The organism is Clostridium sp. FP1 (assembly GCF_011065975.2).
GTDB classification, from domain to species: Bacteria; Bacillota; Clostridia; order Clostridiales; family Clostridiaceae; genus Clostridium_AD; species Clostridium_AD tagluense.
Genome location: NZ_JAAMNJ020000001.1, coordinates 3,973,811 through 3,995,685 on the forward strand (window position 1 = coordinate 3,973,811; position 21,875 = coordinate 3,995,685).

Annotated in this window: 7 protein-coding genes; all 7 read right to left on the minus strand. The window is 29.2% G+C overall.

Annotation, left to right across the window (positions count from 1 at the left end; translation table 11 throughout):
* Positions 1 to 14: 14 nt before the first annotated feature.
* Complete coding sequence (locus G9F70_RS19190) at positions 15 to 10,778, minus strand: non-ribosomal peptide synthetase (RefSeq protein ID WP_164946533.1); 10,764 nt, start codon at positions 10,776 to 10,778, stop codon at positions 15 to 17.
* A 19-nt stretch (positions 10,779 to 10,797) separates the two neighbouring features.
* Entirely contained in the window at positions 10,798 to 13,875 is a 3,078-nt protein-coding gene (locus G9F70_RS19195) for a cyclic peptide export ABC transporter (RefSeq protein ID WP_164946534.1), read from the minus strand.
* A 26-nt stretch (positions 13,876 to 13,901) separates the two neighbouring features.
* On the minus strand, positions 13,902 to 18,389 hold the full coding sequence (locus G9F70_RS19200; RefSeq protein ID WP_164946535.1) for a non-ribosomal peptide synthetase: 4,488 nt from the start codon (positions 18,387 to 18,389) through the stop codon (positions 13,902 to 13,904).
* Complete coding sequence (locus G9F70_RS19205) at positions 18,386 to 19,114, minus strand: thioesterase II family protein (RefSeq protein WP_164946536.1); 729 nt, start codon at positions 19,112 to 19,114, stop codon at positions 18,386 to 18,388. The genes G9F70_RS19200 and G9F70_RS19205 overlap by 4 nt, the downstream gene beginning before the upstream one ends.
* Positions 19,115 to 19,166: 52 nt before the next feature.
* Positions 19,167 to 19,862 (minus strand): 4'-phosphopantetheinyl transferase family protein, encoded by a 696-nt coding sequence (locus G9F70_RS19210; protein WP_164946537.1) that lies wholly within the window; start codon positions 19,860 to 19,862, stop codon positions 19,167 to 19,169.
* Positions 19,863 to 20,421: 559 nt separating this feature from the next.
* Positions 20,422 to 20,676: a hypothetical protein gene (locus G9F70_RS19215; protein ID WP_224617360.1), complete on the minus strand. Its 255-nt coding sequence runs from the start codon at positions 20,674 to 20,676 to the stop codon at positions 20,422 to 20,424.
* Positions 20,645 to 21,868, minus strand: coding sequence for a transposase (locus G9F70_RS19220; RefSeq protein ID WP_224617359.1), 1,224 nt, complete (start codon positions 21,866 to 21,868; stop codon positions 20,645 to 20,647). The genes G9F70_RS19215 and G9F70_RS19220 overlap by 32 nt, the downstream gene beginning before the upstream one ends.
* Between the last annotated feature and the right edge of the window lie 7 nt (positions 21,869 to 21,875).

Here is a 21,875-nt window from a genome sequence, read left to right on the forward strand (position 1 = left end):
AATTTCCTCCTTAATTAAAAATCAAACTCTATATCGTGTTTGGAATCTTCTTTTATTCTTTTGACTTTTTCACTAATCGTATTAACCTCAATTTCATTCAATAATAAAATTTTATTAAGTTTAATATTTTTATCACTAATCACTGTTGTAATTATATTTTTAAAATACCTTATCATTTTATCTATGGTACCTCTTTCAAATAAATCTGTACTATATTCAATACTAAATATAATTTCTTCTCCAACTTCGCTTGCTATAAACTTCAAGTCAAATTTAGCTATTTTATGATCTATATCATAGTTTCTAAATGTTAAATCCTTTAGTTCTATCTTCTGTAAGTCCATATTCTGCATTACAAACATTACATCAAACAGTAAATTTCTATTTCTATCCCTAGGTATCTTCAGCTTGTCCACTAATTCTTCAAATTGATAATCCTGATTTTCATATGCCTCTAATGCATTTTCTTTTACTTCCTTTAAGAAATTTCGAAAAGTTTTATTTCCTTTTGGATAGTTTCTCATGAGAAGAGTGTTTACAAATACCCCTATAATTTTCTGTAAATCTGCATGCCTCCTTCCTGCTATGGGGGTTCCTATTACAATATCTTCTTGTTCACTATATTTTGTTAATAGTATATTTACGCAGGATAATATTACCATATACATTGTTCCGTCAATTTCTTTCGCTATTCTATTCAACTCACCTGTAACCATCCTATCTAATTTAAAGCTTATGATGCTGCCTTCATATCTTTGGATTATTGGTCTTGCATAATCTATTGGCATATTTAATGTTGGTATTTTACCTGAAAATCTATTTATCCAATATTCTTCTTGCTTTTTCATTCCCTTTGATTTTAACAGTTTATTTTGCCACTCTGAATAATCCTTATATTGAATTCTAAGCTGTTCTAATTTATTTCCCTCATAAATTTTTGCAAATTCATTTATTAATATTCCCATGGATACCCCATCTGATATAATATGGTGCATATCAAACATTAATATATGTTTTTCTTCTTTCAGTTTTATAAGTCCAACTCTTAGTAATGGTGCCTTATTTAAATCAAATGCTTTTACAAAATCTCTTACTATATTATCTACAGCTTTTTCTTGATTTTCGTTGCAATCTACTTCAAAATGATCTAATTTTAAATTCACACTTTCATTTATTCTTTGTACTATTTTATCTTCTATTATTTCAAAAGATGTTCTTAAGGTTTCATGTCTTCTTATTAATTCAATAAAGGCTTTTACTAATCTTCCTGCCTCAAATCTTCCTTCTACCCACATAACTCCAGGTATATTGTATCCTGTACTATCTAACTCAAACTGTTGTAGCATATACATTCTCTTTTGTGCTGAAGATGCTTCATAGTATTCTTTATCTTCCACTATTTCTATTGATGAATATATACTCTTTTCTGTGCTTTCTATATATTTGCTCATCCCCTTTATAGTTGGGAATTTAAATATTTCTCTAAGTGGTACTTCTACATTTAACTCTTTGTGTATTTTTGAAACTAATGTTGTTGCCTTAAGCGAATGTCCACCAAGTTCGAAGAAGTTATCATTTATCCCTACTCTTTCCACTGCCAATACGTCCTTCCATATTGTTACAAGCTTTTCTTCTATCTCATTTCTTGCTGCTTCGTATTCTGCACCTGTTATTATTTTTCCATCTAGCTCTGGTAATGCTTTTCTATCTATCTTTCCATTTGGTGTTAATGGCATTTTATCTAATTGCACAAAGTATGACGGTACCATGTACTCTGGTAAGGTTTTTAATAGATGCTCTCTTAATTCTCCTACTGTTAATTCTTTTTCTGCTACTAAATATGCACATAAATATTTAGCTCCACTTTCATCTTCTCTATCTATTACAATTATTTCTTTAATCTCTTCATAATTTAGTAACTGACTTTCTATTTCTCCAAGTTCTATTCTAAATCCACGTATTTTTACCTGATGATCTATTCTACCTAAATATTCAAGTTCTCCATTAACAAGTACTCTTGCTAAATCACCTGATCTATAAATTTTTTCTTCTGGTTTATATGCATTAAATACAAATTTTTGTTCTGTTAATTCCTTATTATTTAAATATCCGCGTCCTACACCTTCCCCTCCAACACATAGCTCTCCTGCTACTCCTATTGGTTGAAGCTTTAAGTTCTTATCCATTATATAAGTTGATAACGTTGGAATCGGATTTCCTATATTGCTTATCTTTTGATTTATTTCTTTTTTTCCGATTTCTTTGTAAGTAACATGCACTGTTGTTTCTGTTATTCCATACATGTTAATTAATTTTGTTTCTGAATATTTTTTCATCCATTCACTTAACATTTCAGGTTTTAATGGTTCCCCACCAAAAATTACATATCTTAATTTCAAATCTTCTGTATTGTAATTTAATTCTTTATTCATAAGATTATAAAACGGTGTTGGAATTTGATTTAGTATTGTAACCCTTTCTTGTTTAAGAGTCTTCAAGTATTCTTCTGTATCTCTTGCTGTATTTCTTGAAATTAAAACTAATTTACCCCCATAAAGTAATGCACCATACATTTCCCAAACTGAAAAATCAAAACAATATGAATGAAACATTGTCCATACGTCTTTATCACTAAAGTCAAACTTCATTTTTTCATTAAACATTAACCTTACTACATTTCTATGTTCTATCATTGCACCCTTGGGCCTTCCTGTAGTTCCCGATGTGTATATTATATAGGCTAAATCCTTTGGCATATTTATATTCCTTAAGTTTGTCTGATCATGCACATACGATTTTTCATCTATTAAATCTATTATCTCTCCTTGAAAAGCTACCTTCTGTACTAGGTTGTTTTGTGTTAAAAGTATGTTAGTTTTGCTATCATCTAGAATATACTTTATTCTATCCTCTGGATACTCATTGTCTATTGGTAAGTACGCCCCTCCAGATTTTAATATTCCCATTATTCCTACTATCATTTCAACAGAGCGCTCTGTCATTATTGCTACTATACTGTCTGGTTTCACTCTTTTTCCTCTTAAGTTTCTTGCCAATCCATTTGCTCTATCATTCAACTCTCTGTAAGTTAGTTGCTTATCTTCAAATACTATTGCTATATTATCTGGCGTCTTTTCAACCTGTTCTTCAAATAATTCATGTATTGTTTTATCTCTTGGGTAATCTGCATAGGTATCATTAAATTCATACAGAAGTTTATGTTTCTCTCCTTCTGTTAGCATATCTATTTCACTTAGCTTAATTTTTGTATCTATAACCACTGCTTTAATAATATTTACAAAGTGCTTTACCATTCTTTCTATTGTTTCTCTTTTATATAATTTTTTACTATATTCTAGTTCAAATATAATTTCATCCCCTACTTCACTTGCTGAGAATGTTAAGTCAAATTTTGCAACTTTATGTTCTTGCTTATATCCTTTCAATATTAAATCTTTTAGTTCAATATCCACTGAATCCATGTTCTGCATTGTAAACATTACATCAAATAATGGATTTCTACTTATATCCCTAGGTATACTTAATTTATCTATTAATTCATCAAATTGATAATCTTGATTTTCATAAGCCTTTAATGCATTTTGCATTACTTCCTTTAGAAAATCTTCATAGGTCCTGCTTCCCTCTGGATAATTCCTCATAGCAAGCGTATTTACAAACATTCCTATAATTTTCTCAAGGTCTGCACGTGGCCTTCCAGCTATTGGGCTTCCTACTATAATATCTTCCTGTCCGCTATACTTTGAAAGTAATATATTTACCCCTGATAAAAGTACCATGTACATTGTACTTCCTGTTTCTTTTGATATTTTTTTTAACTCCTTTGTAAGTTCCTTATCTAATTTAAAGCTTATATTTTCTCCTTCAAAGCTTTGCATGAGTGGTCTTTGAAAATCTGCTGGCATGTTTAATACTGGTATTTCACCTTTGAATCTATTTATCCAATATTCCTTTTGTTCTTGCATTGCCGCTGATTTTAATAGGCTATTTTGCCACTGCGAATAATCTTTATACTGAATTCTAAGCTTCTTAAGTTTATTACCTTCATAAATCTTTGAAAATTCATTTGTTAATATTCCCATAGATACACCATCTGATATGATATGGTGAATATCAAACATTAATATATGCTTATCTGCTTCTAGTTTTATAAGTCCCACCCTTAGCAATGGTGCCTTATTTAAATCAAATGCTTTCACAAAATCTTTTACTATACTATCTATCGCTTTTTCTTGATTTTCTATACGACCTACTTCAACACAATTTAATTTAAAATTCACACTTTCATTTACTCTTTGTACTATTTTATCTTCTATTGTTTCAAAAGATGTTCTTAAGGTCTCATGTCTTATTATTAATTCAATAAAGGATTTTTCTAACCTTTCTACGTTAAGTCTTCCTTCTACCTGCATAACTCCAGGCATATTGTATCCTGTGCTTTTTAGATCAAATTGCTGAAGCATATACATTCTCTTTTGCGCTGAGGATGCTTCATAGTATTCCTTCTCTTTCACTATTTCTATTGATGAGTATATACTCTTTTCTGTGCTTTCTATATATTCGCTTATTCCCTTTATAGTCGGTGATTTGAATATTTCTCTAAGTGGCACTTCAACGTTTAACTCTTTGTGTATTTTTGAAACTAATATTGTTGCCTTAAGCGAATGTCCTCCAAGTTCGAAGAAATTATCATTTATTCCTACCCTTCCTATTCCTATTCCTAGTACATGCTTCCATATTGTTGCAAGTTTTTCTTCTACCTCATTTCTTGGTGCTTCGAATTCTGCACCTGTTACTATGCTTCCATCTGGCCTTGGTAATGCCTTTCTGTCTAGCTTCCCATTTGGTGTTAATGGCATTTTATCTAATTGCACAAAGTATGATGGTATCATGTACCCTGGGAGTTTCTTTGATAAATACGCCCTTAACTCTCCTACTGTTAGTTCTTTTTCTGATACTAAATATGCACATAAATATTTAGCACCATTTTCATCTTCTCTATCTAATACAATTATTTCTTTAATGGCTTCATGGTTTAGTAACTGATTTTCTATTTCTCCAAGCTCTATTCTAAATCCACGTATCTTTACCTGATAATCTATTCTTCCAAGAAATTCTATATTTCCATCAGGCATCCATCTTGCTAAATCCCCAGTCTTATACATTTTCTCTCCAGATACAAATGGATTGTCTATAAACTTTTCTACTGTTAACTCAGGTCTATCTAAGTATCCTCTTGCCAGGCCATCTCCTGATATACATAGTTCCCCAGGCACTCCTATTGGCTGCAAGTTCTTGTTTTTATTGATTATAGCTATTTGGTTATTTTGTAATGGTGTTCCTATTGTTGACTCATATATATTACATTTAGTAGTAATTGAAACAACGGTAGTTTCTGTTGGTCCATAATGATCATACAAATTATATCCTTTTTCAATTACCTTGTTTTTTACATTTTCATTCAATTTTTCTCCACCACAAATTATTATAGATAAACTTTTCATGTAATCATTTTCTACAATTAATTCTTTTAATGTGGCTGGTACAAGTTGGACTATGTTTATATTCTTTTCTGTCACATACTGTAAAAATTTATGTTTATCGATAATATCATATTTAGGTAGAATGTACATTGTAGCACCATTTAATAAAACAACTATTGTTTCCTCTATAGATGCATCAAAGGATATATTCGTACTTTGTAACATATTCAAATTCTCTTTAAGATTATATCTATCACCATACCAATAAGATAAATTAACAACACCTAACTGTTCAATCATTACCCCTTTAGGCTTGCCTGTTGAACCTGATGTATAAATAACATAAGCTAAATCTCTAGAACTATTTACCACATCTAAATTTTGCCCAATCCCCCCATAGTATTTTTCATCTTCTAAATCTAAAAGTTCTCCTTTAAAGGTGGTTTTCTCCTTTAATTTACTTTGAATTAGAAGTATCTCTACGTTGCTATTTTCTAACATATACTTAATTCTTTCCTCTGGATATTCTGGATCTATTGGCAAGTATGCTCCACCAGCCTTTAGAACCGCCATTATTCCTACTATCATATAAGTAGAACGCTCTACCATTATTCCTACTATACTATCAGGTTTTACTCCTCTTTCTCTTAAGTTTCTTGCTAGCTTATTTACTTTCTCATTTAGTTCTCTGTATGTTAATCCTTTGCCTTCAAATACTACTGCTATATTGTCTGGAGTCTTTTTAACCTGTTCTTCAAATAATTCATGTATTGTTTTATCTCTTGGATACTCTGCATAAGTATCATTAAACTCATGCAGCAGTTTTTGCTTTTCCCCCTCTGTAAGCATTTCTATTTCACTTAACTTTATATATATCTTTCTAGTTATTACTTTAAGAATGTTTACAAAATGTTCTACCATTCTTTCTATTGTTTCTCTTTTATATAATTTTTCACTATATTCTAGTTCAAATGTAATTTCATCCTCTACTTCACTTGCTGAGAATGTTAAATCAAATTTTGCTACTTTATGTTCTTGCTTATATTCTTTAAATACTAAATCTTTTAGTTCAATATCCTCTGAATCCATATTCTGCATTGTAAACATTACATCAAATAATGGATTTCTACTTATATCCCTAGGTATACTTAACTTGTCTACTAACTCATTAAATTGATAATCTTGATTTTCATAAGCTTTTAATGCATTTTCTTTTACTTGCTTTAGGAAATCTTCATAGGTTCTGCTTCCCTCTGGATAATTCCTCATAGCAATAGTATTTACAAACATTCCTATGATTTTCTCAAGGTCTGCATGTGGTCTTCCTGCTATTGGGCTTCCTACTATAATATCTTCCTGTCCACTGTACTTTGAAAGTAATATATTTACCCCTGATAAAAGTACCATGTATATAGTACTGCCTGTCTCTTTTGATATGCGCTTTATTTCTTTTGTAAGTTCCTTATCTAATTTAAAGTTTATACTATCGCCTTCAAAGTTTTGCATTAGTGGTCTTTGAAAATCTGTTGGCATATTTAAGACTGGTATTTTATCTGAAAATCTATTTATCCAATATTCTTTTTGTTCTTGCATTACCTCTGATTTTAAAAGTCTATTTTGCCACTGCGAATAATCTTTATATTGAATTCTAAGCTGCTCGAGTTTATCGCCTTCATAAATCCTTGCAAATTCATTTGTTAATATTCCCATAGATACACCATCTGATATAATGTGGTGCATATCGAACATTAATATATGCTTATCTTCTTTTAGTTTTATAAGTCCCACTCTTAGTAATGGCGACTTGTTTAACTCAAATGCTTTTACAAAATCGCTTACTATATTATCTATTTCTTTATCTGTACCTTCTATGCAATCTACATCAAAACAATCTAATTTAAAATTCACACATTCATTTACTCTTTGTACTATTTTACCTTCTATTGTTTCAAAAGATGTTCTTAATGTTTCATGTCTTATTATTAACTCCGCAAAGGATTTTTCTAATCTTTCTACATTAAGTCTTCCTTCTACCATCATAACTCCAGGCATATTGTATCCTGTACTTTTTAAGTCAAACTGTTGTAGCAAATACATTCTCTTTTGTGATGAGGATGCTTCATAATATTCTTTTTCTTCTACTATTTCTATTGATGAATATATACTCCGTTCTGTGCTTTCTATATATTCGCTTGTCCCCTTTATAGTTGGAGATTTGAATATTTCTCTAATTGGTACTTCCACATTTAATCCTCTGTGTATTCTTGAAACTAGCGTTGTTGCCTTCAGTGAATGTCCCCCAAGTTCAAAGAAATTATCATTTATCCCTACTTTTTCTGCTGCCAATACGTCCTTCCATATTGCTACAAGTTTTTCTTCAACTTCATTTCTTGGTGCTTCATACTCTGTTCCTCTTACTATACTTCCGTCTAGTTTTGGTAATGCCTTTCTATCTATCTTTCCGTTTGGCGTTAATGGCATTTTCTCTAATTGTACAAAGTATGATGGTATCATGTACTCTGGCAAGTTTTGTGATAAATAACTTCTTAATTTTCCTACGGTTAATTCTTTTCCTGATACTAAATATGCACATAAATATTTAGTTCCATTTTCATCTTCTCTATCTATTACAATTGATTCTTTTATATCTTCATAATTTATCAATTGACTTTCTATTTCTCCAAGTTCTATTCTAAATCCACGTATCTTAACTTGATGGTCTATTCTTCCGTGGAATTCTATATTTCCATCTGGTAGCCATCTTGCTAAATCACCTGTTTTGTACATTTTCTTCTCCAAAGCAAAAGGACTTTCTATGAACTTTTCTAAAGTGAACTCCGGCATATTTAAATAACCTCTAGCTAATCCTTCTCCTGATATACAAAGTTCACCGCAAACACCAATAGGCACAATGTTATTCTCTTTATCTATAATGTACACCTCAGTGTTTTGTATAGGCCTTCCTAATGTTACTTTTTCGCTCTCTTTACATACAGCTGTTAATGCATCTATTGTTGTTTCTGTAGGTCCATAATGATTAAATACATTATATCCCATCTTCATTAATTTATTTTTAACGCTATCTTCTAATCTTTCTCCACCAATAATAATTGTATCTACTGTGTTAAACCTTATATTATCAATCAATAGTTCTTTTATCATAGCAGGAACAAAACTAATAACATTTATCTTGTTGTTAATTACATATTCAGCAAATTTGTTTTTATCCAATATTTCTTCTTTTTTAGGTATATATAATTTAGCCCCAGAAATAAGCGTTCCGAAAATTTGCTCTACACTAGGGTCAAAGGTATATTCAATTAAATTCACAATATGCTTTTGGTGGCTAATATTGTATTTACCTACAAACCAAGTTAAAATATTGACAACATTCCTATGCTCTACCATTACTCCTTTAGGTTTACCCGTAGACCCTGATGTGTATATTACATATGCCAATTCTCTTGCTGTACTTACATTTTTAATATTTTCTCCATTTGCTGCATATGTCCTTTCACACTCTAAATCCAGTGTTTCTCCATTAAACACCACATTTTCTTTAAACCTGCTTTGTGTCAAAATTATATTAGTTTTACTATCCTCAAGCATATATGTTACTCTATCTTCTGGATATTCTGAACCTATTGGCAAATATGCTCCACCTGACTTTAATATTCCAAGCATCCCTACTATCATTTCTATTGAACGATCTACCATTATTCCTACTATACTATCAGGTTTTACGCCTTTTCCTCTCAATGTCCTTGCCAATCTATTTGCTCTCTCATTTAGTTCTCTATATGTTAATTCTTTATCTTCAAACACAACAGCCACATTATCCGGAGTCTTTTCAACCTGCTCTTCAAATAATTCATGTATTGTTTTATCCCTTGGATACTCTGCATAAGTATCATTAAAATCGTATAATATCCTATTCTTTTCTTCTTCTGAAATTATTTTTATTTCAGATATGCTTATAGCTACACTACTTACTATTTCATTTAATATATTTTCAAAATGCACTGTCATTGCAATTATGAATTCATCTTCAAATGATTCTTTATTGTATGAAACTTTTATCTCCAAATCATCAAATATGCCAATCCCAAAAGTAAGATTAAAATTTGTTGTTTCTGATATAAAACAATCCTCTATTTTAATTTTACTATTCTTATCTCCTACTTTGTCTAATGGATAATTTTCAATAACCACAATATTATCAAAAACACTTTTTTCATGATTATACATAGCATAAGATTTTATATCTAATAAAGATGTGTTTTCAAACTCTTCATGTGCTCTTAACGACTCTTCTACACTTTTTATAAATGTAGAAACTTCTTGATTACTATGTGTTTTTACTCTTAAGGGAATAGTATTAATAAACATCCCAACAATATTATCTATCCCCTTAATTTTCGCTGTTCTACCTGATACTGTCATTCCAAATATTATATCTTCCGAGTTTTCATATCTTTGCTGAAGTATTGACCATGCACTATATAGTATTGCAGCAACTGAAACTTGAAGTTTTTTTGCAGATGCTTCAATTCTATTTTTTGTTAAATCAGATATTGTGTAAATATACTCGCCGATATATTTATGCATCTTACTAGTATTGTTTGAACTAAACATATTACTTTCATGTTCAAAACCTTTTAAATACTTCTGCCAATACTCCTTTTGTCTATTTTTATCCTGCTCTTTATTCCATTTAACTAACTCTTTAAACTTATTTTTCACCTGTTTTATAGGCTCTTCCCCTTGAAAATAACAATTATATGCTTCAATAAATTCTTTTAAAATAATTCCATTGCTCCAACCATCATATAATATATGATGATTCTTTATAATCATTTTACATTTATGCTCTTCAATTTTACATATAGTTATCTTTATGGATTCATTTGTAATATTAATATTTTCATTTTTATGGTTTTCTAAAATTTCCTTGAATAATTTATCCCTTGCTTCATTACTTTCCTTTGATAAATCAAAGAATTTAAAAGGAATGTCATAGTTTTTTAGAACTATCTGAACAGGTTTATCTAATTTATCCCACTTATAAACAGTTCTCAGCATTTCATTAGTTTCAATAATGTAATTCCATGTTTTTTTTAATATCTCTATATCTATTTCACCAGTTATAGTTATGCAGGTCTGCTCTTGATACTCCTTAGTTTCAGAATCTTTAATATAATGATAAAGCATTCCCTTTTGGGTATCTGTTAAATCCATAATATCTTCTATGTTGTCTTTTCTAATTTTATTCATAAAATAACGCCCTCCTATATTACACCAATTTACCCATTTCCATTTTAATAACTTTATCAGCAAGATTAAAATAATGATCATCATGAGTTATTGCTAAAACACATTTACCTCGTTCCTTTAAATCAGGTAAAAGTGTTTCATAAAAAAACTTTCTAAACTCTGGATCTTGATCCGCAGCCCATTCATCAAAAAGATAAATCGGCTTATCTTCTAAATAACTAATTAATAAAGCCAGTCTCTTTTTTTGTCCAGTAGATAACTTTATTGTGCTAAATTTTCCATCTTTAATCTCTACCTTATCATCCATCTTCAATATTTTTAAATATTTACTTATGCCATTTTCTTTACTTTTGCAATCAACACCATATAATTTATTAAATAGATAAAAATCACTAAAAATTGTAGAGTAATACTGACTCAATGCTTTTCCGCTAATTTCCATACTATTTAAAGTTATATTCCCCTCTGTTGGCATATACAATCCAGTTATTAATTTAGCTAAAGTTGATTTACCACTTCCATTTCCCCCAGTGATAAATACTATTTCACCCGACTTAAATTCATAATCAATAGGGCCTACTTTAAACTTTCTATCCTCAGTACTATCATATTCATACTCTACTCCCTTTAATTTTAATTTAACATCATTCTTTAACATTAGGTCTTGTTCATCTAACTCTTCAGACTTCATAAGTGATATTTGATTTAACATCTCATTAATTCTTTTAAAACTTATTTTAACTTGTATTGCATTTGGTATAGCATTCAGTATTCCGTGAACTGGTCCTGTCATATATAGCAGTACAAAAACATAGCTTACCAAACTGCCACGTTCAATGTCTTTAAATACTAAAGGGAAAATGAATACAACAGCACCTATGGCAATTGTAAATAGTAGTTCGCCTATTACAAACATATTTGCAAAGGCTAAACCTGCTTTTACTCGTTTGAGCCTATAGTTGTTACAACTATCTTGCATATCCATTTGAAATTCATTTTTTTTATTTTCATTAAGACTCAATTCTTTGAAGCCACTTATAAAATCATTTATAAACTTAAAAAATATATTTTGAATATCTCTAGCTTCTTCTCCGACTCTATTAGCATATCTTCCTACCATATAATATAAACTAGCTATAACCGCGATTATTAAAACAGATAATAACAGTCCATAAAAGCTAATAATACCTAAGTATATAAAACAACAGATAAGTGTGACTAAACTCGTTACACCTACAATAACAATATTGGCTAAATTGCTAATTGTCTCCGTATCATTATTTAAGGTAGCTTGAATTCTACCACTTTCAATCTTCTCAAAACTATCATAAGAAGTTTTTAATATTTTTTTTACAATTTCCATTCTTTTGGAATACACTATATTGTTTGTTATCTCTATTAGCCTAACGCTGACTAATCTTTGTCCATAAACATAAAGTATTATTCCTAAAACAAAATACACCAATAGTTTTACCCTTAATTCATTACTAGAAGTAATAGCCATATTTATTGTAATAATAATAAGGGAATTCCCTAATCCGCTAATAGCACTAAGTATACCTATTAAAACTAGTGATTTATCTTGTTTTTTTTTTAAAACACGTGTGAATATAAAATATATATAAGCTATCCATATAGTTGCATACAATAAGCAAATGGAAATTTTCAAATTTGCTGGAAGCCATACATACACGAATTTCCAAGATACTCCATTATATAAAATGTAGGGTATCAAATATATACAATAAGTAAGTCCAATCATGAATAGCATTGAAAATATTAATCCCAAAATCACTTTCACACTTTTAATTTGAAATTTTCTTTCCTTTTTAATTAATTGTTTTACACCAATGAACATAAAATAAAAAGTAACAATAATAATTGGAATTGACATGCAAATAATAGCTATAGAAATAATATCTACACTTTTATTTATGTCTGTTGCAGTTTTCTTAGGTTGATTACCTTGTAATATTTCAATTACACCTTGTCCGATCACTTGTGCATGTGGAGAATTGCTATTACATAACACTGCAACCCCTATATTTTCTTCAGGTCTAAACACTATAAAAGAAGAATAGTTAGGATTACTTGCTCCATGTGAAATTTCTCCTCCACCCTTTTGATATACAAACCATCCATCTGCATAAGATGCACCATCCCCTAGTGGCGCTACCCTACGATTAGCAATATGTGATTCTTTAACTAAATCTTTATCGAATTTATTATCCTTATCTGTTCCAAGTTGTATTTTAAGCCACTTTGATATATCTTCTGCATTTGAAATATAGTATCCAGCTGGTTTATTTCCACGATACATTGGTGCTTCATATTTACGAGGTTTTAAAAATCCAATCTTATACCCTGTAGCCATATCATGCAAAGCTGCTTCATCTCGAAATAAGTAGGTGTTATTTAAATTCAGTGGATTTAATACATTTTCTTTTATATACTCCTCATAGGACTTTCCTGTAACTTTTTCTATTACTAATCCCAATACGTCATAGTTTATAGTGGCATATTGAAACCTACTCCCTGGATAACTATCTAATTCTATATTAACCATAGTTTTAATTGTTTCCTCTAACGCATCATCTTTAGAAGAAATCGGGATATTAGCTATTGTTTTAAATGGTACTCCGCTAGTTTGGTGCAAAAATTGTTCTATAGTTATTGAAACTTCTTTTCCTTTATATTTCATTTTTAGCCATGGAATATGCTTAGTTACTGGCTCATTTATATTGATTAATCCATCACTCTGCAGTTTAAGCACTCCAAGGGCAGTAAATGCTTTACTATTGGAACCAAGTTCAAATAATGTTTCTGGTTTTACCGTTTTTTTTGATTCTATGTCTCCATAACCAAATCCCTTTTCATAAATAGTTTTATCTCCTTTTACTACCACCACTGACATGCCTGGAACTTTTCCTTTATCCATTTGTTCTTCTATAAACTTCTCTATTTTACTTGTTTGAGATTCTGATAAAATGTTAACTCCGCCATCTTGATTATTGTTCAAAGCAAAACTTTGAATAGATAACGTTATTGCTATTAAAGCAATTCCCATCATAATGAAAATTCTATTTATTTTCTTCATAGTACCTCCCTATATCACTTTTCTATCTAACTAAATAAACTATCTAAGTCTTCCTGAGAAATATCTGCGGCATCAAAATCTGATGGAGTAAATTCTTTATAATTTTTTTCATAGCAATGACTCAATATTTCCTTAAGTTTTTCAATATAACTATCCATAAATTTTTGTATGGTTTCATCTTTAAACTTATTTTTACTATAAGTAATGTTTAGCTTTAATTTTTTTTCTAAAATCATTCCTGTTATGTCCATGAGACAAGTTAAATTGTTATTTTCACCAATATCTGCTCCACAATTTATATCCGAAACTTTAAAGGTTTCATTGTTTAATATATTGTCAAAATCTCCAAGGTAATTGAATCTTATATACTTATTCTCATTTATATTTAATTCATTATTTAGATATTTAAGAATGCTGAAATTAAATCCTTTACTTGGTATGCTTCTTAGTTGCTCTTTTAGTGATTTAATATTGAAATCTAGATCCTCATCTAACACCATAAAATTAGCAGGATACATACTTGTAAACCATCCTACTGTTCTTGAAATATCAATTTCATCATTTATTGCTTCTCTACCATGTCTTTCAAGCTCAATTACAATATCTTTCTGCTTGGTTATATTGTTAATAGTCATAACTAGTGCAGATATTAATATTTCATTCAATTCCATGCCATACATCTCATTAATTTTCATTGATAGCTCTTGTGTTGTTTCTTTATCAACTTCACCATATATAATCGATGAGATCTTCATAGTGTCTTGTCCACAATCAAATTCAACAGGGTAGCAATATTTCTTCTCCAAAATAGATTCCCAGTATCTCTCCTCCATTTTAATCTTGCTTTTACTATATTCAATAAGTTTCTCTGACCATTGCATAAATGAATGCGTCTTTAACTGCAATACTATTTCTTCATTATTATTTAACTGCTCTATTATAGTTGTAAAATCGTCCAGAAGTATTCTCCATGAAACACCATCAATAATTAAATGATGTGCAGTAAATAAAATTGATTGTCCCCTTTCCCCTAAGTCGAAAATACACACTTTAAATAGAGTATTGTTTTCAATATTAAAATTTGATTTTAAATTATAACCTAATTCTTTTATTTTCTTATGTTGTTCATACGGTGAGTATTCAGACAAATTGAAGTGTTCCACATTAGTACCTTCATTTAAATAGTCATTATTATAATACAATTCATCAATTTCTCCATTATAATTAATTCTTAGTGCATCATGATGTTCTATAAGTTTTTCAACAGCCTTTTCAACTTTATAAGCTTCTAACGCCTTATTACTTTCTAATAATACAGACTGATTATAGTGGTGCACATTAATAAAGTTTTGCTGGAAAAACCATTCAATAATAGGAGTTTTCTTAATATTTCCTGTACTGATATTCTGGTCTATAATTTTATTTTTGCTACTTACTTCAATACTTGCAGCTATTTCTTCAATACAATCTTGAGAAAGAATATTCTTTATACTAACATCTAGTCCTAAATTTTTAAGTTTTGAAGAAATTTGAATTGCCTTTATTGAATCCCCCCCAATTTGATAAAAATTATCCTTCATGCTTATACCACTTACACCTAAAACTTCCTTCATAGCTTTTACTAATTCTTTCTCTATATCAGTTTTACATTTAACAAATTCTTTTTCAATTTCACTGCACTCAGGTAGTAACGCAACATTTATTTTTCCATTAGATGTTAAAGGAAATTCCTCTAAATATATAAAGTTAGTTGGAATCATATATTTAGGTATAAATCTTGAAAGCCATTTTTTAAGTTCGGATTTATCCAGTTCTTTTTCAATTATCAAATAAGCATATAGTACTTTATTGCCTATAATATTTTCTCTATCTATTACAAAAGCATCTTTGATAAATTCATTTTCTTGCAGGTACTTCTCTATTTCTCCAAGCTCAATACGATGTCCCCTTATCTTTACTTGGTTATCACTTCTACCAACGTATTCAACATTTCCATTACTTAAATATTTACCATTATCCCCCGTCTTGTACATTCTTTTTCCTTTAATAAATGGATTTTCTATAAATATCTCCTTATTTAAATCTTCTTTATTTATGTATCCCCTAGCTACTCCATCACCTGATATATAGATTTCACCTATTGCCCCTTGGGATACTATATTAAAATTCTTGTCCAGTATATAAACCTGAACATTATCTACTGGAACTCCTATTGGTACTGATACCCCCATATCTTTTGCAATATTATATTGATATATCATACATCCAACTACCGTCTCTGTAGGTCCGTATTCATTATATATTTCTATATTTCCACCAAATCTATCATGGATATCATTAGCAAGACTAACCTTTAAATTTTCTCCACCAACTATAAATCTTCTTACAGATGAATCTTTATTTTCAATATCTTTTAGTAATGTCAAGTGTGAAGGAGTCAATTTTACAACTGTAGCCTTATTCTCTCTAAGTATCTTATACAAAATAAACTCTGTTCCATCATCATAATAGATTGCAATTGTGTTTCCAGAAATTAATGGAGTAAATATAGATGTAACTGTAAGGTCAAAGGATATGGAAGAATAAAGTGCAAATATATCATCTTCGTCTTTTAAGTACATTTTCTTAGCCCAGCATATATAATTAACTAATGCACTATGTTCAATCATTACTCCTTTTGGTTTCCCAGTAGATCCTGAGGTATATATAATATAAGCTAAATTTTCCGAATCATTTATTTTATTCAAATTTTCTGTTTTTTCTAAATATATTTCACCATTGTTTAAATTTAATATTTGTCCTTTAATTTTAATTTCACTTGTGATTTCCACATTAGTAATAACCATTACTGCTCCAGAATCTTGAAGCATATAATTTACTCTCTCAATTGGATAACTAGGATCTATGGGTAGGTATGCTGCTCCAGCTTTCATAATTCCTAAAATACTTACAATCATTTCAAACGAATGTGTCACCATAACTCCTACAATTTTTTCTTTTTTAACATCCTTTTTTCTTAAATACACTGCTAATTGATTTGATCTTTCATTTAACTCTCTGTAAGTTAGATTTTCACCTTGAAAACTTAAGGCGATTTTATGTGGTGTCTTTTCTACCTGATGTTCAAATAATTCATATATTGTTTTATCCCTTGGATAATAACATTTAGTTGAATTAAGTGTACAAATTTTTTCTTTAATTTCCAATTCATCAAGTAAACTTATTTTACTTATTTTCTCATTTTTATTGTTTAGTATCTGGTTAATAATGTTGTTAATATATTTATACATATCAAAAATATCTTCCTCTGTATAATCGCTTGTTTTATAGTCAAAACTCAATGTTATGTTGTCATCTTGCCATTCTTTTATTACCAATTGAAGCGAGTAGCTTTGATTCCCACTATAGTATTCTTCAACTCCTGCCGTTATACCATCAATCTGATTTATGTACTTGGTATTATAATAATTTACGCACACTTTAAATAAACTATCATAACCTTTTTTATTTAGCCCTAAGTCATCAATTAAAATATCATAGGGGTACTTTTGATTAAAAAAACAAATTTTAAGTTCAGAGTTAACTGCATGCATTAGTTCCTCCATTGAGAACTCAGTATTTAAATTAAGTCTAAAAGGCATTGTACTTGTAAACATGCCTATTGTATTCTTATCTTTCTTGCCTGATCTATTAAATACTGGTGTACCTATTACTATATCTTCCTGCTGCATTGTCTTGTTTAAATAAATAAGAATGATAGATATGAAAAAAGTATTTAATGAATATCTATGCTGATTTAAAAAGTTTTTAATCTTAGTTGATTTATTATTATCAATGTCAAAAGACTTACGTTTACCCTCTAAACTTTCAGAACTCTTATATAAAAATGTTTCTGGTAAATCACTATATTTTTCATTCCAAAATGTTTTGTTTTTTATGAATCTATCAGATTCTAAATATATTCTTTCTTTCTCAATATAATCAGTATAAGAATACTCAATACTAGAATTTAAATTATTGTCTTTTAATAAATTGCCGTACACTTCACATATTTGTTTTTGCATAAGACTAATTGACCATCCATCTGATATTATGTGATGAATACTTAGCAATAATCCGCATTTATTTTCGCCTACTTTATACATTACAAAACAAAATAATGAGCTGTTTTCTAATAAGAATGTTTTTTTATAGATGCCCTCTGCCCACTTTCCAAGCTCCATTAATGGATCTTCATATGTACTGAAATCTAACAATTCAATCTTTTCTTCCTGAAATTCACTAACATATTGATAAGGTTGTCCACTTATTTCAGAAAATCTCAATCTAAGTCCAGGGTTTTTTTCAATTACTATATTCACAGCTTTTTCAAATATTTCAAAATCAATCTCGCCTTTTATATTTAAGCATCCGCCAATATTATGTAGTGGAGAATTTGAATGTATTTTTTCTATATACCATATTCTCTTTTGCGGATGTGTTAAATTATAATAAATTATTTTTTCATTATTCATAGCACTCTGCCTTCCTGCATTTTTTGATTTTCTTTTTCTAATAACGTATACTTAATAATGCTGGTAATATTTTGAACATTATCATTTATAAAAAAGTGATCCCCCTTTAGGGTATATACCTTTGATTCTTTGCAAGTATGCTTTTGCCAATCAATAATCTCGCCTAATTTTAATGAATCCTTATCACCATTTAATATTGATATGTTACATGCAATTTTATTTTCTCTTTGTTTATAGTTATATGTTTCTAATATTTTAATGTCACTCTTAATTATTGGTAAAAAGAAATCAAATAATTCTTTATTATTAACTATTTCTTCTGGTGTACCTCCTAGTTCTATTATCTTTTTCATAAACTCATAGTCTGGCAAAGTATGGGTTATCTCTCTTTCTTCGATAATACTAGGTGCGCCATATCCAGAGAAAAATATATGTTTTGGTTGCCTCTTACCCATTTTCCTTATCTTATAGTATAGTTCATAAGCTAAAAGACTCCCCATACTATGTCCATAAATAGCATAATCACTATTATCAATTTCATCTTGAATTAAATTATATATGTCCTCAATTGCTTCACTTATATTTTCATAGAACGGCTGATTATATCTTTTTCCTCTACCTTTTAATTCTATAGGATATAATTTTATTGATGGTTCTAGATAATTTCTCCATTTGTAATACATAACTTCTGAACCACCAGCATACGGTAAACAAAACAAAATCATATTAATCCCCTTTCATTACTAATCTCACAAATTTAATGTAACTCCCTTTACACTAAGTCAAATCTAGAAATTTATTAATTAAGCTATTTTGATCTATCACTATTATATTATTTGAAATCTCTTTATTTACTGAACACACAGCCATTTTATAACCTAACCCTATATCAAACCTTCTAAATACATGTTCATTATGTTCGTTATTAATAGTCACTTTAATATTATCGTATTGATCTATATCAATGGAAAATGATTTTAATAGTATCGATAGACCTCTCCCACAGCATTTAATATAGCTTTCTTTCAATGTCCATATTTCATAAAATTTATATAATTTAATGTTTAAATCTTCTTTATCAATATATTGAAATTCACTTGACGAAAAAAAACTTTCAGCTATCTCTTCATATTCAATATACTTTACCTTTTCAATATCAACTCCAATAGGCTTATCATCAATAGCACATACAACAAACTCTCCAGAATGAGATATGTTGAATTTAAATTTGGGATAGCCCTTCAGATATGGCTTCCCATATAGATTCTTCTCAAATGTTATGTCTTTATTTGTAATACTCAATTTTTGAAAAATTATTGTCCTTATCAATATTTCTCCAATTAATGTTCGAATCTTATCTTTTTTATTAATGATTTTTTCAATTTTACATATTTTATCTGAATCAATCAATAAACATATCTTTTCTAGATTTTCTTGGCTAATATCTAAAATTTTTACAGCATAAATTTTCATAAAGTACCTCATTATATGTTTTTATTTATATTCAGTTTCAAAATAATATTTATTTACTTATACAACTTGTTCCAATTGCAGTATACTCCTATTTAACGTATTTTTTTGTAATATCTTGTATTTATACCGCTTTTTTTTTAGCAAATTATTACTTTTTTTAGCAAAATATGCATACATTCTATTGTATCTTTTGTTTTCCGTTCTTTTTATGATTGAATTATGTTATTTGTAAAACTTTAATTTATTAATTATTATGCAAATTATTTTCTCTTTTACTATATAACTAAATAGTATATATAGTATTGTTTTTATATACTTATCTTTAAAATTATGATTTTTACCAAATAAATTTTTTCTACTTTTAATTTCTATATAAATTCTCCATCTATCTTAACAATAAAAGCCAGATTCACAAAATTCATTTGTAAAATCTGACTTTATATCATAATTACCAAAACCTACACAACTATTTTTACGCAAACCTTAATACGAATGCATATAAGAACAAAATCTCCCTACGGTCGAGTAAAAACCCTTATGCCAAGCAAATCTGATAATTTCATCGTCCTTTAATTATCATATTTGCATCACATTCTGGGCATAGAACAATAGGACTACCACTCTTCTTGTCAAATTCCTCAGGTGTATAACATTCAAACGCAACAAATTCTGGTACCTCTTCTTCATACCCACATTTCTTACATTTAAAAAGTATCATCTTATCGGGCCCCTCTGTTTGAAATGGTATCTCCCTTTCATCCATTTTAATTTTAAAAATCCTTTTAATACGTTCCCATATCATAAATATACCCATACTTTCTGTGCCAAATTTGGAATAACTCCATTAGCTGACCGCATTTTGAACATTTCCCTGGATCTTTAGAAAAATTAATAATCATTAATTCTCTATACTTCATTTTTCTTATTTCCTTTTTCCAATTTATTTTTAATGTGTACTGAATTGCTTTAAGCCCACTTTTTATGTATTGCAATAAACCAAAACATTTTCTAATCTTTATACTTATACTTCCAGCATATACTCCATATAATCTAACCATTTTAAAATATTTAGGCGATATATGCATTAGTAACCTGCCTATAAACACTTGTGCCGTAACTGTTTCTTCTACTCTCTCATTAGTTTCATGACTCTTATACCAAAACGTTACATTTTTCCCATCATAGCTAAGTATTCTATATTCTGCTATCGCAGGTCTTGCTAAATATCTACCGATATATCTTGCTGCACCTCTTGCACTTTTCATTCTTGATTTGGCATTTATGTAAAATCCGTTAGGATAATCTTTGAACATTTTTAAGTACTCTGCTTTTTTATCTGGGTTTTTACTAACCATATAATTTATTAATTTGTACTGCCAAACTTTTCTAAAATATTTATAGTCAAAGAATTCCATATCCTTAACTTCATTATCCCTTGTTTTTATTTCTGGAACCAATGCATGCACATGTGGGTTAAACCCTATATTCCTTCCAAAAGTATGCACTACGCCAATCATTCCACTTTGCCAAAGCACTCCACCTTTTTTGCTTCTTTTCTTCTTTTTATATTCTTCTCTATTTTTATAGTTTACACCATTTGCAAACTCATTTATAACCTCATATACCATGTCTTGCAGGTCTTTCAGACTCTCTCTATTCCAAAAAAAATATTTTCTGTACTCAGTCGGTATCGTAAAAACACAATGCCTATGTGGAACATCCAAGATTTTACTTACTTGTTTCTCTACCCATTCGCTTATGTATTTTTTACCACATTTACTACAAAACCTACTTTTACATGTAAATCCTATTTTAAATACTTCCAGACATTTTAAACATATGTACGCAACAAAACCTAATGAAATATCTCCACATCCTATCATTTTCATTACTTCGATATTCATATGTTCTCTCATCTTTTCAGGATACTTTTCTTTATTCAATTTCCAAAACTTTGAATAATTATCTTCAAATATTTGTTTTATGGTAATCTTATTTTTTCTCATGATTTAA

Coding starts and splice junctions, on each gene's coding strand:
- G9F70_RS19190 (WP_164946533.1), bottom strand. CDS start 10,778: ATGAATAAAATTAGAAAAGACAACATAGAAGATATTATGGATTTAACA.
- G9F70_RS19195 (WP_164946534.1), bottom strand. CDS start 13,875: ATGAAGAAAATAAATAGAATTTTCATTATGATGGGAATTGCTTTAATA.
- G9F70_RS19200 (WP_164946535.1), bottom strand. CDS start 18,389: ATGAATAATGAAAAAATAATTTATTATAATTTAACACATCCGCAAAAG.
- G9F70_RS19205 (WP_164946536.1), bottom strand. CDS start 19,114: ATGATTTTGTTTTGTTTACCGTATGCTGGTGGTTCAGAAGTTATGTAT.
- G9F70_RS19210 (WP_164946537.1), bottom strand. CDS start 19,862: ATGAAAATTTATGCTGTAAAAATTTTAGATATTAGCCAAGAAAATCTA.
- G9F70_RS19215 (WP_224617360.1), bottom strand. CDS start 20,676: ATGGGTATATTTATGATATGGGAACGTATTAAAAGGATTTTTAAAATT.
- G9F70_RS19220 (WP_224617359.1), bottom strand. CDS start 21,868: ATGAGAAAAAATAAGATTACCATAAAACAAATATTTGAAGATAATTAT.